A 15,302-nucleotide genomic window follows, 5' to 3' on the forward strand; every position below is an offset into this window, starting at 1 on the left:
GGGCGGTGCCGGCACGGCTTGGGTGGGGGAGCGGACGCGACGCCGGCGCCGCACCGCAGGACCACCACGAGCAGGGGAGGGGCGCCATGCCCAGGACCGTCGTCTTCGAGACCACCGGCGGACCGGAGGTCCTGTCCGTGCGCGAGTGCCCGCTGCCCGAACCCGGGCCCGGCGAACTGCGCCTGCGCGTCGCCGCGATCGGCCTCAACCGCGCCGAGGCGCTCTTCCGCGCCGGCACCTACCTCGAACACCCCGCCCTGCCCGCCACCCTCGGCTACGAGGCCTCCGGCACCGTGGAGGCCCTCGGCGACGGCGTCACCGGCTTCGCCGTCGGCGACCAGGTCGACACCGTGCCCGCCTTCGACCTCAACGACTACGGCGTCCACGGCACCCACGTCCTCGTGCCCGCCCGCGCCGCCGTCCACCGCCCCCGCGGCCTCACCCCCCTCCAGGGCGCCGCCGTGTGGATGTCCTACCTCACCGCCTACGGCGCCCTCGCCGAGGACGGCCACCTGCGCCCCGGCGACCACGTCCTGCTCACCGCCGCCGCCTCCGGCGTCGGCCTCGCCGCGATCCGCACCGCCCGGCGCCTGGGCGCGATCCCCATCGCCACCACCCGCACCCGCGCCAAGGTCCCCCGCCTCCTGCAGGCCGGCGCCGCCGACGTCGTCGTCACCGGCGAACAGGACCTCCTCGAACGCGTCGGCGCCGCCACCGGCGGACACGGCGTGCGCACCGTCTTCGACCCCGTCGCCGGACCCGGCGTCCTCACCCTCGCCCGCACCCTCGCCCCCGGCGGGCGCCTGATCGTCTACGGCCGCCTCGACCCGCGCGACACCCCCCTGCCCGGCCAGGACACCTTCGCCCCCGTCGCCAGCCGCTTCTACTCCATGCACGAGGTCACCCGCGACGACGAACGCCTGCGCCGCGCCCGCGCGTTCGTCACCGCGGGCCTGGCCGACGGCACCTTCACCCCCGCCGTCGACCGCGTCTTCGAAGGCCTCGACACCATCGCCGACGCCCACCGCTACCTGGAAGCCGGCACCCAGACGGGCAAGATCGTCATCACCGTGGACGACAGCACGGACGACACCGCGCACGGCACGCGGGCGGGCGACACCGCGCACGGCACGCCGGCCGGTGGTGGCGCGGCGGGCTGACCCCGCGTCACCGCACGGCCGAACGCGCCCGGGCCCACGGCACGAACCGTGCCGCGGGCCCGGGAACGCGAACCGGTGCCGGCAGGCCCGGTGCCGGGAGGCAGCGCTGTCAGGACGGCGCGATGTCAGGACGGCGCGGTGTCCAGCACCTCCGCGTCCGCGGCGGCCACCACCGCCGACAGCAGGCCCGGGAAACGCCGCTCCAGCTCCTCGCTGCGCAGCGCGTTCATCTTGGTCGTGCCCACGTAGTACTGGCGCAGCAGCCCCGCCTCGCGCAGCACGCCGAAGTGGTGGCTGGAGGTCGAACGCCCGACCGGCAGGTCGAAGGAACCGCAACTCAAGTCCGCCCGGGAGTGCGCGAGCGTGCGTACCACCGACCTGCGGGCCGGATCAGCGAGCGCCTCCAGCACCTGCTGGACGCTCACGTCCTCCACACCAGGGTGCACGATCACCCGCGCCGCCACGCGTGCCCGTCCCACACCCACCACCCCTTCCCAACGCTCGACCCCCGTCCGTCCGATGGTCAAAGACCGCGCCGTGCGCGCGACTTCACGCCCCGACGCTACTACGGCAAGGCCGTCTGCCACGCCCACCGCAACACCTCCGCAACACGCCCCGGCGCAGGACAGGCAAGGCCGCACCCGCCCGCACACCCCGCCCGCACACCCCGCCGGCCGGGCGCGCCCGGCGGCTCACCGCACCCCGGGAGCGCCGCCCGGCCCCACCGCGCGCCCGCCGGCGCGCCGGGCAGGCCCCGCGCAGGAACAGCCGCACCGGAGCCGGCACGCGGCGCCGACGGGGCGGACGGGGAGAAGCGGAGGGAGGGGCGGGGGGAAGAGGAAAGAGGGCGGGCGCGGCACACGGGGCGGTTGCGCAGCCGGAGGGGGGGAGAAGCGAGCGGGGCCGGCCGCGTGTGCTCCCCGAAGCCCCCGCCAGGACGCGGGTTGGGCGTGCACGAGGGCCAGAGGACGCCCCCCGGCCCCCCGCCCCCGGCGCGCGGCGCGCGGGAGCGGACGGGCGGCGCCGCGCGGCCCCCCGGCGTCCCGTGACCGGCCCCCGGCGTCCCGTGACCGGGGCGCGGGGGAGAGGGGAGGGGAGCCGGCCGCGGGGCCGCGGGGCCGTCCACCCCTCCCGGGGCGGGGGCGGACGGCCCGCGGGTCAGGCGGCGCGCACCGGGGCGGGGGCCGGGCGCGGCAGGCGGATCAGCGCGAGGGGCTCGAAGATGCCCATCAGCACCGGGTCCACCGGGCGCACCGCCGCCGGGGCGGGCGGCGCCGGGGTCGGGGTGCGCAGCAGCGCGAGGTAGAGCTCCTGGGTCTCGGCGGCCGGGTCGATGCCCAGCTCCTCGGCCAGCACCTGGCGCAGCTGCTGGTAGCAGCGCAGCGCCTCGGCGCGGTTGCCGGAGGCGGCCAGCGCCTCCATGCGGCAGCGGTAGGCGCTCTCGCGGAACGGGGCGCGGCGCACCGCCTCGTCGGCCCAGCGCAGCGCGTGGTGCTCCTCGCCGAGCGCGGAGGCCGCCAGGCTCGCGGTCTCCAGCGCGCTGATCCGCAGCTCATCCACGTGCTCGCGCACCCCCTGGGCCCACTCGCCCTCGTGGTCGGGCAGGAACGCCCCGCGCAGGTTCGCCAGCGCCCCGGCGGCCAGCTGCTGCGCCACCGCGTGGCTGCCCGCGGCCAGCGCCTCCCCGGCCTCGCCGACCGCGGACGCGGCGGCTTCCAGGTCCACGGCCGCGTCCGCCGGCAGGCGCAGCACGTAGCGCCCGCCCTGAGCGATCAGCGGGGTCGCGCCCGGGCCCTGGCCCGGGTCGGTGACGAAGGCCCGCACCCGGCTCACCACGCTGCGCAGCGCCGAGGCCCAGGTGTCGGGCAGCCCGTCGGGCCAGATGGTGTCGGCCAGTTGGTCGCGGCTGGTGCCGCCGGAGCGCTCCAGCACCAGGCGGGCGAACGCCACCTGGGCCTGGGCGCTGGACAGGTGCTGCGGGGCACCGTCCTCGTGCTCGATCGCGACCAGACCGGTGAGGCGGATCAGCATCGCCGCGCCCCCGATCTGCCGGACGGACTGTCTTCCCTGAAGCCGTTCAACGTAGCTCCAACCCCCTTGAGCCAAAGCGGAAGTGACGGCCCGTGCCGGGCCGTCGGCATGGGAAACCCGGAACAGAACAAATAGCCGCCGACCAGCCGTTCGGTTTCGGCGGATTTTGACCATACATTCGCCGCGAGGCGCGGTGTCAACACCGGCCGCGAAAACATACCCGCCGGCCGGTCGATGCGTCGTGGACGCAAGGTTTCCGCACGTCAGAGCGGAACCGCAGGCCGGCGAAGCGCCTATTGCGGATGCCTTGCGCATCCTGCCGTAGAAATGTAGCCATCCTTGAGCACCCCGCGTGAACGCTTCGAGAAAGCCCGCCCGAAGCCGCCCCGGACCCCGAACACCCCGGCCCCGGCCGGAAAGCAACCGGAAGCAGCCGGAAACAAACCGGACCGAAACCGGAAGCGAACCCGGAAGCGAAACCGGAAGCGGAAACCGGGAAACCGGGGATCCGTGAAATCCGCGAAAGCCGTCCAGCCCCGCACCCCGCACCCCGCGCAGCCCCGCACCCCGCCAAGCCCCACCACGCAGCCCCGCAAACCGCGACAGCCGTGAAGCCGTGAAGGAGAAACGCCCGTGAACGCCACCGGAGCATGGGACCGCCTGGAGCCGAAGCTCGCCGCAACGAACGCCCGGGTGGCCGCACTGGAGTCCGACCCCTCCCGGCGCAACAGCTTCGTCGCCTACACCATGGAACGCGACAGCGCCTACTGCGACCTCGACGGCGAGCGCCTGCTCATGATGTCCGGCTACAGCTACCTCGGCCTGGCCGGCGACGAGCGCGTGGTGGCCGCCGCCAAGGCCGCCGTCGACGTCTACGGCACCGGCAACCACGGCGTGCGCGCCCTGGCCGGCACCATCCCCCTGCACGAGGAACTCGAAGCCGAGGTCGCCCGCTTCGCCCGCCGCGAACGCGCCCTGGTCTTCGGCTCCGGCTACGCCGCCAACGTCGGCACCGTCGGCGCCCTCGTCGGCCAGGGCGACACCGTCCTGATCGACAAGTACGACCACGCCTCCATCGTCGACGGCTGCCGCCTCTCGGGTGCCACCGTCACCCGCTTCCGCCACAACGACGTCGAGCACCTGGAGCGCCGCCTCAAGGCCGCCTCCCCCACCGGCGTGCGCCTGGTCATCGTCGACAGCGTCTACTCCATGGACGGCGACATCGCCCCGCTGCCCGAACTGCGCGAGGTCTGCGACCGCTACGACGCCCTCCTCATGGTCGACGAGGCCCACGCCCTGGGCGTCATCGGCAAGACCGGCGGCGGCATCGAGGAGCACTTCGACCACAAGGTCCGCGTCGACGTCAAGCTCGGCACCCTCTCCAAGGCCATCCCCTCCATGGGCGGCTGGATCGCCGGCAGCCACGACCTCATCGGCCACCTGCGCTACGCCGCCCGCCCGTTCCTGTTCTCCGCCGCCCTCGGCCCCGCCCAGACCGGCGCCGCCCTGGAGTCCCTGCGCATCCTGCGCCGCGAACCCGAGCGCGTCACCCACACCCAGGTCCAGGCCCAGCGCCTGCGCGAGCGCCTGAACGACGCCGGCATCTCCACCATGGACTCCACCACCGCCGTGCTGCCCGTCATCGCCGGCTCCGACGACGCCGCCTACGACTACGCCACCGCCTGCCGCAAGGCCGGCGTCATCGGCCTGCCCGTCGTCACCCCCGCCGTGCCCAACGACCTCGCCCGGCTGCGCATCGCCGTCACCGCCCGCCACACCGCCGCCGACATCGACTTCGCCGCCGACGCGTTCCTGACCGCCGCCGCCCAGACCGGTCTGATCTGAGCCCCCGCCACCACCCGGCCCGCAGAGGAGAGGACGCCATGGCCCCGCACACCCGCCCCCCGATCGCCGTCACCGGCCTCGGCGTGGTCAGCCCCGCCGGCCACACCGTCCAGGAGTTCTGGCACACCGTCGCCTCCGGACGCTCCACCGCCACCGCCCTGACCGACCCGGCCCTGGCCCGCCACCGGGTACGCCTGGGCTGCCGCGTGAGCGCCCTGCCCGCCGACGGGCCCGTGCCCGCCAAGGACGCCCGCCGCCTGGACCCCTTCGCCCACTACGGCACCCTGGCCGCCCTGGCCGCCCACGCCGACGCCGGAAGCCCCCGGCCCGAACCCGGGCGCAGCGCCATCGTCGTCGGCAACGCGGTCGGCGGGCGCACCACCAGCGACCGCGAGTCCGCCCTCTACACCGAGCACGGGCCGCTGCGCGTCTCGCCGCTGATGCCGCTGGTCACCATGCCCAACGCGGCCGCAGCGCAGATCGCCATGCGCCTGGCGTGGAGCGGCCCGGCGCTGACGATCGCCACCACCTGCGCCTCCAGCGCGGACGCGATCGGCCACGCAGCCCTGCTCCTGGAGACCCACCGCGCGGACGTCGTCATCGCCGGCGGCTGCGAGGCCACCCTCACCCCGGTCACCCTCGCCGCGTTCGGCAACCTCGGCGCGCACTCCCAGCGCAACGACGACCCCGCCCGCGCCTCACGGCCCTTCGACACCGAACGCGACGGCTTCGTGATGGGCGAAGGCGCCGGCTTCCTCGTCCTGGAACGCCTGGACGACGCCCGCGCCCGCGGCCGCACCCCCTACGCGCTGCTCGCCGGGTACGGCTCCAGCTCCGACGCCTACCACCTGTCCAACCCGCGTCCCGACGGCGCCGGCGCGGTCGCCGCGATGCGCGCCGCCCTCGCCGACGCCGGCCTGGGCCCGGCCGACATCGCCCACGTCAACGCCCACGGCACCTCCACCGTGCACAACGACCGGGCCGAAGCCGCCGCCCTGCGCACCGTGTTCGGCCCGCACGCCGTGCCGGTCACCTCCACCAAGGGCGCCATCGGCCACCTGATCGGCGCCGCCGGGGCCGTCGAGCTGATCGCCGCCGTCCAGGCCATGAACACCCGCACCGTCCCTCCCACCGCCAACCACGAGAAGACCGAAGAGGGCCTGGACCTCGACGTCGTCCACACCGCACCCCGCCCCATCCCGAGCGGCGCGGCGCTGTCCAACTCGTTCGGCTTCGGCGGCCACAACTCGACCCTGGTGGTGACCCCGCTATGACCACGCCCGCCCCCGCGACCGCACCGGCGACCGCACCGGCCGCCGCGCCCGCGGCGCGCACCCGCCTGACCGTCACCGCCGGCGACCTGGCCGCCTACCGCGCCGCCGCCCGCACCGCCCTGCCCACCCCCGACGGCGCCGGCGCGGCGAGCCCCGCCCACCCCTTCGTCGCCGCCCACGCCCTGGCCCAGCACACCGTCACCGCCCTGACCGCCGGCGACGACGGCTTCACCGGCGTGGTCCACCTCGCCCAGGAGATCCGCACCCACACCCCCCTGACCCCGGGCGAGGTGGACGTCAGCGTCGAACTCACCGCCGTACGCCGCGAAGCCCGCGGCACCCGCCTGGCCCTGACCACCCGCATCACCGACGCCGCCACCGCCACCCCCATCGCCGACCTCGACACCTCCGCCCTGCTGGTCGGCGCCACCCGCACCGCGGCCCGCGGCACCCTCACCCCCGCCGCCCACCCCGGCACCACCCCCGACGGCGAACCCCTCACCCTCACCCACACCCTCACCGCCGCCGACACCACCGCCTACGCCAACGCCTCCGGCGACCTCAACCCCATCCACCTCGACGACTCCGCAGCCCGGGCAGCCGGCTTCCCCGCCGCCATCGCCCACGGCATGCACCTCGTCGCCCTGGCCGCCGAGGAGATCACCGACCGCCACGCCGGCGGCGACCCCTCCCGCGTCACCGCCCTCGGCGCCCGCTTCGCCGCCCCCACCCTCCACGGCACCGAGCTGCGCCTGACCCTGCAGCCCTACGACGGCGCCACGGTGGTGCGCTTCACGATCGCCACCGACGCGGGCACCGCGGTCAAGGCCGGCTGGGCGCGGATCGCGCCGGCGGGGGAGTGACCCCGATGACCACCCACGCCACCAGCGGCACCGCCACCACCACCGCCGCCACCCGCACAGCCGCCACCGCCGCCGCCACCGACGCGACCGCCGCCGCCGACGGTGATGCCGCGACCGCCGCCGCCGAGGCCGCGCTGGCCCCGCTGCCGCTGCCCGACGCGTTCACCGCCCACGCCCGCACCCGGCCCCACGCCCCGGCCCTGCTGTGGCACGAGCGCACCGTCTCCTACGGCGAACTCGCCGCCCTCGCCGACGCCGAACGCGAGCGCCTGGCCGCCCTCGACCTGGCACCCGGGGAACCGGTGGGCCTGCTCGCCGTCAAGTCACCCGAGGCCGTCGCCCTGGTGCTGGCCTGCCTGATGGAGCGCCGCCCCTTCCTGCTGCCCTCCCCGCAGCTCGCCCCGGCGCTGCTGGCCGCCCTGTTCGCCCAGGCCGGCGCCCGCCGCCTGCTCGCCCCCCGCGGCCAGGACACCCCCGCCCTGCCCGCCCTCGCCCACACCGCACCGCGGCCCACCCTCGCCGCCGGCACCTCGTTCATGCTCACCACCTCCGGCTCCACCGACCTGCCCAAGATCGTCCCCCTCGCGCAGGGCGCCGTCGACCGCTTCACCGCCTGGGCCCACGACACCTTCGACCTCGGCCCCGGCCGCGTCGTGGCCAACTACGCCCCGCTGAACTTCGACCTCGCCCTGCTCGACGTGTGGGCCACCCTCGCCGCCGGCGGCACCTGCCTGCTCATCGACCCCGCCCACGCGCTCAACGCCCGCCACCTGCTCGCCCAGCTCACCCGCCACCGCCCGCACGTCATGCAGGCCGTCCCCCTGGCCTGGGCCCTGCTCCTGCAGGCCGCCGGCACCACCGCCCTGGACAGCGTCGAACACGCCGCGTTCACCGGCGACGCCATCGACGCCCGCACCCTCGCAGCCCTGCCCGCCCTGCTGCCCGCCGCCCGCCTCTACAACATCTACGGCTGCACCGAGACCAACGACAGCTTCCTGCACCACCTGGACCGCCTGGACGCCGCCGCCGCCCTGCCCGTGCCCATCGGCCGCCCGCTGCCCGGCGTGCGCACCCTCATCGCCACCCCCGACGGCACCCCCCTCGACGGCCCCGGCAGCGGCGAACTGTACGTCTCCACCCCCTTCCAGGCCGCCGGCTACCTCGACCGCTCCCGCGACACCGGCCGCTTCACCACCCAGCCCGAAGGCGCCGGCCCCGGACGGCGCTGGTTCCGCACCGGCGACCTCGTCACCCGCGACGAACACGGCCGCGTCCACCTCACCGGCCGCTCCGACTTCCAGGTCAAGGTCCGCGGCGTCGCCGTCAACACCGCCGAGATCGAACGCGTCCTGCTCACCCACCCCGAGGTCCTGGAAGCCGCCGTCGCCGCCGCGAGCGACCCGCTGACCGGCAAACGCCTGCACGCCGCCGTCCAGCGCACCCCCGGCTCCACCCTCAACACCCTCACCCTGCGCGAGCACCTGGCCCGCAACCTGCCGCGCGCCGCCGTCCCCGAGAAGCTCGCCATCCACGACGAGCCCCTGCCCAAGACGGCCACCGGCAAGATCGACCGCAAGGCCGTCCTGCCCACCCCCTGAACCACCCGTCACTCTCCTAATTCCTCAACCATGCAAGGGAGTTGCCACCATGAGCAACATCACCCAGATCAAGCGGTTCCTCATCGAGGAGTTCCTGCCCGACGTCACCCCCGAGCAGCTCGCCGACGACCACGACCTGCTCTCCGACGGCGTCATCGACAGCCTCGGCGTCCTCAAGCTCATCGCCTGGGTCGAGGACCACTTCTCCCTGCCCGTCGACGACACCGACCTGGACCCGAACAACTTCCGCTCGGTCGCCGCCATCGACGCCTTCATCACCGAGCGCCGCGCCGCGGCCAGCGCCACGGTGGGCGGCTGATCCCATGCACCCGGCCCTCACCGCACTCCTCGCCGGCCGCCCGGTACCCCTGGAAGCCTGGCGCTCGTGGTGGGACCAGCTGGAGCAACGCACCCTGGGCCCGGCCCGCGACAGCGACCGGGCCCAGGCGGCGGCCCTGCTGGCCAGCCTCACCACCCGCCTGCCCGAGCCCGCGACCCTCGCCGCCCTCACCACCTCCCTCACCGAACGCGCCCCCGACCCCGGCCCCGCCCACCCGGCCAGCGTCAACATCGTCGGCACCGGCGGCGGACCCGCCACCTTCAACCTCTCCACCGCCGCCGCCCTGACCGCCGCCGCCATGGGCATCCCCGTCGTCAAAACCGGCTCCCGCGCCTACACCAGCGCCGCCGGCTCCGTCGACCTCCTCGAACGCCTGGGCATCACCCTCACCTCCGGCCACGCCGCCACCGCCGACCACCTCGCCCGCCACGGCATCGCCTTCGCCGGCCCCCACGTCTACCCGCCGGCCCTCACCCGCCTGGCCCGCATCCTCTACCCCCTCACCCTCAAACCCTTCGGCGCCTTCCTCAACACCCTCGGCCCGCTGCTCGCCACCGTCCCCGTCACCGCCCAGCTCACCGGCGCCTGCGCCGCCGCCCCGCTGGACGCCCTGCGCGCCCTCGCCGCCCGCAACCCCACCCGCACCGTGTGGCTGGCCCACAACAGCGCCGGCGCCGACGAGCTCCTGCCGTTCGCCGACAACACCCTCCACACCCCCGACGGCGCCATCCACCTGCCCGCCGGATCCGTCGCCCCCGACACCGGCACCCTCGCCGACCTCGCGCCGCACCCCGACGACCTCACCGGCCACTTCCTGCGCGCCCTCAGCGCCCAGGCCGGCGACACCGCCACCCACACCATCGCGCTCAACGCCGCCGCCCTCGCCCTCGCCAGCGGCCGCCACACCCGCTGGCACACCGCCTACACCACCGCCCTGGACGCCCTCGCCGACGGCGCCCCCCGCGCGCTCGCCGAACGCCTTGGCGCCCGCCCCCGGGAGGCAGCCGGTGTCTGAACCCCTCTTCCCCGACGGCGAACTCGGCCTCGCGGTCTTCCTCAACGCCGGCGACCCCGCCGGGCGCCTCGCCGACCTCGCCCACATGCTCGACGCCCACGGCACCGACGTCCTCGAACTCGCCGTCCCCTTCCCCAACTCGCCCACCGACGGCCCCGTCATCCGCCGCTCCGCCGCCCGCGCCCTCGACGCCGGCACCACCCTGGACACCGTCCTCGCCGAACTCGCCGACCTCACCCCGCACCTCACCCGCCTCAAGGTCGTCCTGCTCGCCGACTGGAGCCACAGCCTGCGCCACCGCGACCCCGCCGCCACCGCCCGCGCCATCACCCGCGCCGGAGCCGCCGCCCTCCTCGTCCACGCCCTGCCCCCACGGGTACGCCCCGCCTGGCAGCAGGCCCTGCACGACGAAGGCCTCCCGCAGGTCACCACCTGCTACCCCGCCTCCACCCCCGAGGTCCTCACCGCCGCCGCCCACGGCGCCGCCGGCGCCTACGTCTACCTCGTCGCCCACTACGGCCGCTCCGGCACCACCCCCGCCCACGGCCACCGCGCCCTCGCCGACACCGTCACCGCCCTGCGCACCGCCGCCCCCACCACCCCCGTCGCCGTCGGCTTCGGCGTCAAGACCCCCGCCGACCTCACGGCCGTCGCCGACAGCGGCGCCCACGCCGCCATCGTCGGCTCCGCCGCCGTCGCCCGCATCGAACACGCCCACACCGAAGGCCTCGACCCCGTCGAGGAGTTGCGCGCCTTCCTCACCGACCTCCGCCCCACCCGTCCCCCACAGCCGGACGCACCCGGCGGACGCACCACCGCCCACAGCACCACCAGCACCAGCACCGGCACCACCGGCACCACCACCCTCACCCCCGCCAGCACCACCACCCGAGAGGAACAACCGGCATGCTGATCCGCGACATCGCCGACGTGAAGACCGTCGAGTGGGGCAACGGCCTGTCCCGCCGCTTCCTGGTGGCCAGCGACGGCCTCGGCTACAGCCTCACCGACACCATCGTCAACGCCGGCACCAAGTCCCGCCTGGAGTACCGCAACCACCTGGAGGCCTGCTACTGCATCGCCGGCTCCGGCGAGGTCATCGACATGGACGGCAACTCCCACCCCATCACCCCCGGCCGCCTGTACGCCCTCGACGAGCACGACGCCCACTACCTGGTCGCGAGCCCCCACGAGGACCTGCGCCTGGTCTGCGTCTTCTCCCCGGCCCTGCGCGGCGACGAGGTCCACCAGCTCGACGCCCACAACTCCTCCGCCTACTAGCGGGCGCAGCGCCCGGACGCCCGGCGCGCCCGGCACGACACCTTCCGCCCGGCGGGCCGCAGCGCCCGCAGCGCCCGCAGCGCCCCGGCCCCGAGCGCGAGACCTTCTGTTCAGACGAACGCCGGCGACCCGTGCGCCGGCCTGCCACCCCGGGCCCCCGAAAGGCGGGCCCGGGAGGAAGGCGGCAACACCGTGATCCGCTGGAACGCCGACCAGAGGGCCCTGCGCGAGGGCCTGGCCCGCTTCGGCGACGACCTGAGCGCCGGCCACATCGAAGGCGACGAACAGGCCGCCTTCTCCCACGACAAGTGGCGCCTGATCCAGAAGACCGGCATCCTCTCCCTGCCCTTCGACGAACAGTACGGCGGCCTGGGCCAGTCCCTGCTCACCACCATGTACGTCCTCGAAGGCCTCGGCCAGACCTGCCGCGACGGCGGCCTCAACTTCTCCGTCACCACCTCCATCGCCTCCACCGGCGTCCCCCTGCAGGCCTTCGGCTCACCCGCCCTCAAAGAGGCCTACCTGCCCCGCATCGCCTCCGGCGAGGCCATCGGCGCCCACGCCATCACCGAGTCCGACAGCGGCTCCGACGCCATGCAGATGCGCACCCGCGCCGTACGCGACGGCGACGACTTCGTCCTCACCGGCGCCAAGACCTTCGTCTCCAACGGCCCCGTCGCCGACGTCATCGTCGTCTACGCCCGCACCCACCCCCAGGGCGGCGCACTCGGCGTCACCGCCTTCCTCCTGGACGCCGACATGCCCGGCCTCAGCTGCGGCAACCCCATCAAGAAGATGGGCCTGCGCACCTCCCCGCTGTCCGAACTCTTCCTCGACGGCGTCCGCGTCCCCAAGGACCGCGTCCTGGGCCGCGTCGGCGGCGGCTTCATGGTCCTCGACCACGTCATGAAACGCGAGATCCTCTACTCCTTCATCGTCAACACCGGCGAGATGCAGCACCGCCTGGACCGCTGCCTGGACTACGCCAAGACCCGCATGTCCTTCGGCAAGCCCATCGGCTCCTACCAGTCCGTCGCCAACAAGATCGTCGACACCAAGATCCGCCTGGAAACCGCCCGCAAGTGGCTCTACGACACCGCCCAGCGCCTCGAAGCCGGTGACAACGTCACCGTCGACATGGCCATCGCCAAACTCCTCACCAGCGAGTCCAACCTCGCCACCTCCCTCGCCGCCGTCCAGGTCTTCGGCGGCAACGGCTACATGTCCGAATACGGACTGGAGAAGGACGTGCGCAACGCCGTCGCCGGCACCATCTACTCCGGCAGCAACGAGATCCAGTACAACCGCATCGCCGCCATGCTGGGACTGGGCAAGTGACCGCCCCCGCCCTCGCCCCCGCCCGCGCCCTGCGCCCCGGACACCTCAAGGTCTGCGGCGCCCGCACCCGCGCCGACCTCGCCCTGCTCGCCGACACCGGCCCCACCCTCGTCGGCCTGTGGCACGGCGTCCCCGACGGCCCCGCCGACCTCGAACCCGAACGCCTCGCCGACCTCGCCGCCACCGCCATCCGCCTGGGCCTGGAACCCGTCCTCGTCACCTTCCTCGACGACGCCGACCAACTCGCCCGCCTCGCCCGCGCCACCGGCATCCGCTGGATCCAGCTCCACGCCTACCAGAACCCCGCCCTCGTCGCCGACCTGCGCGAACGACTGCCCTACGCCGTCCTCGTCAAAGTCCTCCACCTCTCCCGCGGACGCTGCCTCGAACGCGCCTTCACCGGCGCCTTCGAACGCGCCGGATGCGACCTCTTCCTCCTGGACACCGTCACCGACGACGGCCGCGTCGGCTCCACCGGCCAGAGCCTGGACCCCGACCACGTCCACGCCCTGCTGCCCCGCCTCACCATCCCCTTCCTCCTCGCCGGCGGCCTCAACACCGCCAACCGCGACACCTACCGCACCGTCACCGACCACCCCCTGTACGCCGGCGCCGACATCGACACCGCCGCCCGCGACCGCACCGGCCGCCTCACCCGCGACGCCGTCACCGCCCTCACCCGCGCCTGGCACCCGCGCCTCCAGGAGACCGCCGTATGACCTTCATCGACACCCTGCTGGCCGCCCGACGCCCGCTCATCATGGAAGTCAAACTCCGCGACCCCCACGGCAACGACCTCCTGGGCGAACGCACCGTCACCGACCTCGTCACCCGCTACGAACAGGCCGGCGCCCCCTGCCTGTCCGTCGTCACCGGCCGCTGGTTCGGCGGCACCACCCGCCTGCTGCGCGAGGTCACCGCCACCACCACCCTGCCCGTCCTGCAGAAGGACTTCCTCACCCGCCCCGCCCAACTCGAAGCCGCCCACGCCATGGGCGCCTCCGCCGTCCTGCTCACCGCCGCCCTCCTGCCCGCCACCTCCCTCAACCGCCTGGTCACCTGCGCCCTCACCCTGGGCCTGACCCCCTTCGTCGAGATCACCGACGAACACGAACTCGACCACCTGCCCGACATCGACCGCTGCGTCGTCGCCGTCAACAACAAGGACATCCGCACCCGCGAACGCGACCCCGGCGACCTCCGGCGCAGCCTGCGCCTGCTGCCCGCCGTCCGCGCCGCCGGCTGCCGCGCCCCCGTCTCCGCCTCCGCCATCACCGACCCCCACACCGCCGCCCGCCTCCTGGACGCCGGCTACGCCGCCCTCCTCGTCGGCACCGCCCTCATGCGCACCGACGACCTCGACACCTGGCTCACCACCCTCGACACCGCCCGCACCGGGGCCCTGGCATGAGAAACGACCCCCTGCGCACCCGCTCCCTGGTCCTGGACGCCGCCGGCATCCCGCTCTCGGCCCTGGTCGCCGAACCCGAACACGGCGAACCCAAGGCCGTCATCCTCGCCATCCACGGCCGCGGCATGCGCGCCGCCTACTTCGCCGGCCCCGCCCACCCCGACACCAGCCTGCTCACCCTGGCCGCCGACCTCGGCTACACCGTCCTCGCGATCGACCGCCCCGGCCACGGCGCCTCCGCCCACCGCCTGCCCGCCGGCCAGCTCATCGCCGACCAGGCCGCCACCCTCCACGCCGCCCTCACCGACTACGCCCGCGCCCACCCCACCGGCGCCGGCGTCCAGCTCCTCGCCCACTCCTTCGGCGGCAAGATCGCCCTCCACCTCGCCGCCCACTGGCCCCACGACCCGCGCCTGCCCCTGCTCGGCGCCGACATCAACGGCCTCGCCCAGCACTACGCCCCCGGCGCCTGGGACCGCCCCGACGACCTCGCCGGCGGCGGCCGCCTGAACTGGGGCCCCCTCGGCCTCTACCCGCCCGGCACCTTCCACGCCGCCCGCACCCTGCTCACCCCCGTCCCCGCCCTCGAATCCCGCGAACTCGCCGACTGGCCCGCCCGCTACGCCGCCCTCGCCGCCCGCGTCCGCGTGCCCGTGCGCCTGACCCTCGCCGAACACGAGCACTGGTGGCGCCTGGACACCGCCCACCGCACCGCCCTGACCGCCGCCTTCCCCCCGGGCCTGGCCCACCTGGTCACCGCCCACGGCGCCGGCCACAACCTCTCCCTGGGCCACGCCGCCCGCCCCTACCACCTGCGCGCCCTCGCCTTCACCGACGACTGCCGCACCGCAGCCCCCGCCACCACCACGGCCCCCGCCGCGGCCGCCACCCCGGCCGCCCCGGCCGCGCGGCCCGTCCTGGCCGCGGTCCGCTGACCGCAGCCCGCACACCACCTGGCGCAGGGTGGGAAGAAGGGCCCCGCCGCCCCCTCGGGCAGGGACGGCGGGGCCCCGGCCCCGCCCACCGCCCGGGCCGCCCCCTCCGCACCCGCGCCCGCCCCGCCGCCCGCCCCGCCGCCCGCCCCGCCGCCCGCCCCGCCGCCCGCCCTGCGCGCGGCCCGGTGACGCCGGCACCCCGCCGCCCCGG

General features: G+C 75.3%; 15 protein-coding genes. 13 read left to right on the forward strand and 2 right to left on the reverse strand.

Translation table 11 applies throughout. The features are described 5' to 3' along the window. The first annotated feature begins 86 nt into the window (after positions 1-86). Entirely contained in the window at positions 87-1,160 is a 1,074-nt protein-coding gene (locus ACIGG8_RS37695; RefSeq protein ID WP_396553117.1) for a zinc-dependent alcohol dehydrogenase family protein, read from the forward strand. Positions 1,161-1,285: 125 nt separating this feature from the next. On the opposite strand, the gene ACIGG8_RS37700 is transcribed toward ACIGG8_RS37695, so the two are convergent. Further along, entirely contained in the window at positions 1,286-1,639 is a 354-nt protein-coding gene (locus ACIGG8_RS37700) for an ArsR family transcriptional regulator (RefSeq protein WP_350519308.1), read from the reverse strand. A 679-nt stretch (positions 1,640-2,318) separates the two neighbouring features. Continuing rightward, positions 2,319-3,191 carry a BTAD domain-containing putative transcriptional regulator gene (locus tag ACIGG8_RS37705; RefSeq protein WP_396553118.1) on the reverse strand — a complete coding sequence of 291 codons (873 nt, stop codon included), beginning with the start codon at positions 3,189-3,191 and terminating at the stop codon, positions 2,319-2,321. 633 nt (positions 3,192-3,824) lie between these two features. Here ACIGG8_RS37705 and ACIGG8_RS37710 point away from each other — a divergent pair. The 12 genes from ACIGG8_RS37710 (at position 3,825) to ACIGG8_RS37765 (ending at position 15,091) form a co-directional block, all read left to right on the forward strand. Further along, entirely contained in the window at positions 3,825-5,036 is a 1,212-nt protein-coding gene (locus tag ACIGG8_RS37710) for an aminotransferase class I/II-fold pyridoxal phosphate-dependent enzyme (protein ID WP_396553119.1), read from the forward strand. Positions 5,037-5,074: 38 nt separating this feature from the next. Further along, on the forward strand, positions 5,075-6,310 hold the full coding sequence (locus ACIGG8_RS37715; RefSeq protein WP_396553120.1) for a beta-ketoacyl-[acyl-carrier-protein] synthase family protein: 1,236 nt from the start codon (positions 5,075-5,077) through the stop codon (positions 6,308-6,310). Then, positions 6,307-7,173, forward strand: coding sequence for a MaoC/PaaZ C-terminal domain-containing protein (locus ACIGG8_RS37720; protein ID WP_396553121.1), 867 nt, complete (start codon positions 6,307-6,309; stop codon positions 7,171-7,173). The genes ACIGG8_RS37715 and ACIGG8_RS37720 overlap by 4 nt, the downstream gene beginning before the upstream one ends. Positions 7,174-7,178: 5 nt before the next feature. Further along, positions 7,179-8,771, forward strand: a complete 1,593-nt coding sequence (locus ACIGG8_RS37725) for an AMP-binding protein (protein ID WP_396553122.1) — start codon at positions 7,179-7,181, stop codon at positions 8,769-8,771. 49 nt (positions 8,772-8,820) lie between these two features. After that, positions 8,821-9,090, forward strand: coding sequence for an acyl carrier protein (locus ACIGG8_RS37730; protein WP_350519314.1), 270 nt, complete (start codon positions 8,821-8,823; stop codon positions 9,088-9,090). Between the two features lie 4 nt (positions 9,091-9,094). Then, positions 9,095-10,126, forward strand: a complete 1,032-nt coding sequence (locus ACIGG8_RS37735) for a hypothetical protein (protein WP_350519315.1) — start codon at positions 9,095-9,097, stop codon at positions 10,124-10,126. Then, on the forward strand, positions 10,119-11,039 hold the full coding sequence (trpA, locus tag ACIGG8_RS37740) for a tryptophan synthase subunit alpha (RefSeq protein WP_396553123.1): 921 nt from the start codon (positions 10,119-10,121) through the stop codon (positions 11,037-11,039). Before ACIGG8_RS37735 ends, trpA begins: the two co-directional genes overlap by 8 nt. Next, complete coding sequence (locus ACIGG8_RS37745) at positions 11,033-11,407, forward strand: ectoine synthase (RefSeq protein WP_350519317.1); 375 nt, start codon at positions 11,033-11,035, stop codon at positions 11,405-11,407. The genes trpA and ACIGG8_RS37745 overlap by 7 nt, the downstream gene beginning before the upstream one ends. Before the next feature lie 192 nt (positions 11,408-11,599). After that, on the forward strand, positions 11,600-12,745 hold the full coding sequence (locus tag ACIGG8_RS37750) for an acyl-CoA dehydrogenase family protein (protein ID WP_396553124.1): 1,146 nt from the start codon (positions 11,600-11,602) through the stop codon (positions 12,743-12,745). Further along, positions 12,742-13,464 carry an N-(5'-phosphoribosyl)anthranilate isomerase gene (locus ACIGG8_RS37755; protein ID WP_396553125.1) on the forward strand — a complete coding sequence of 241 codons (723 nt, stop codon included), beginning with the start codon at positions 12,742-12,744 and terminating at the stop codon, positions 13,462-13,464. The genes ACIGG8_RS37750 and ACIGG8_RS37755 overlap by 4 nt, the downstream gene beginning before the upstream one ends. Then, positions 13,461-14,156: an indole-3-glycerol-phosphate synthase gene (locus ACIGG8_RS37760; RefSeq protein ID WP_396553126.1), complete on the forward strand. Its 696-nt coding sequence runs from the start codon at positions 13,461-13,463 to the stop codon at positions 14,154-14,156. The genes ACIGG8_RS37755 and ACIGG8_RS37760 overlap by 4 nt, the downstream gene beginning before the upstream one ends. Next, positions 14,153-15,091, forward strand: a complete 939-nt coding sequence (locus tag ACIGG8_RS37765; protein ID WP_396553127.1) for an alpha/beta hydrolase — start codon at positions 14,153-14,155, stop codon at positions 15,089-15,091. Before ACIGG8_RS37760 ends, ACIGG8_RS37765 begins: the two co-directional genes overlap by 4 nt. Positions 15,092-15,302: the final 211 nt, after the last annotated feature.

Origin of the sequence: Kitasatospora sp. NPDC085464, assembly GCF_044541955.1 — a bacterium.
Taxonomy (GTDB): Bacteria; Actinomycetota; Actinomycetes; order Streptomycetales; family Streptomycetaceae; genus Kitasatospora.

Coding starts and splice junctions, on each gene's coding strand:
- ACIGG8_RS37735 (WP_350519315.1), top strand. CDS start 9,095: ATGCACCCGGCCCTCACCGCACTCCTCGCCGGCCGCCCGGTACCCCTG.
- ACIGG8_RS37730 (WP_350519314.1), top strand. CDS start 8,821: ATGAGCAACATCACCCAGATCAAGCGGTTCCTCATCGAGGAGTTCCTG.
- ACIGG8_RS37720 (WP_396553121.1), top strand. CDS start 6,307: ATGACCACGCCCGCCCCCGCGACCGCACCGGCGACCGCACCGGCCGCC.
- ACIGG8_RS37705 (WP_396553118.1), bottom strand. CDS start 3,191: ATGCTGATCCGCCTCACCGGTCTGGTCGCGATCGAGCACGAGGACGGT.
- ACIGG8_RS37695 (WP_396553117.1), top strand. CDS start 87: ATGCCCAGGACCGTCGTCTTCGAGACCACCGGCGGACCGGAGGTCCTG.
- ACIGG8_RS37760 (WP_396553126.1), top strand. CDS start 13,461: ATGACCTTCATCGACACCCTGCTGGCCGCCCGACGCCCGCTCATCATG.
- ACIGG8_RS37715 (WP_396553120.1), top strand. CDS start 5,075: ATGGCCCCGCACACCCGCCCCCCGATCGCCGTCACCGGCCTCGGCGTG.
- ACIGG8_RS37725 (WP_396553122.1), top strand. CDS start 7,179: ATGACCACCCACGCCACCAGCGGCACCGCCACCACCACCGCCGCCACC.
- ACIGG8_RS37765 (WP_396553127.1), top strand. CDS start 14,153: ATGAGAAACGACCCCCTGCGCACCCGCTCCCTGGTCCTGGACGCCGCC.
- ACIGG8_RS37745 (WP_350519317.1), top strand. CDS start 11,033: ATGCTGATCCGCGACATCGCCGACGTGAAGACCGTCGAGTGGGGCAAC.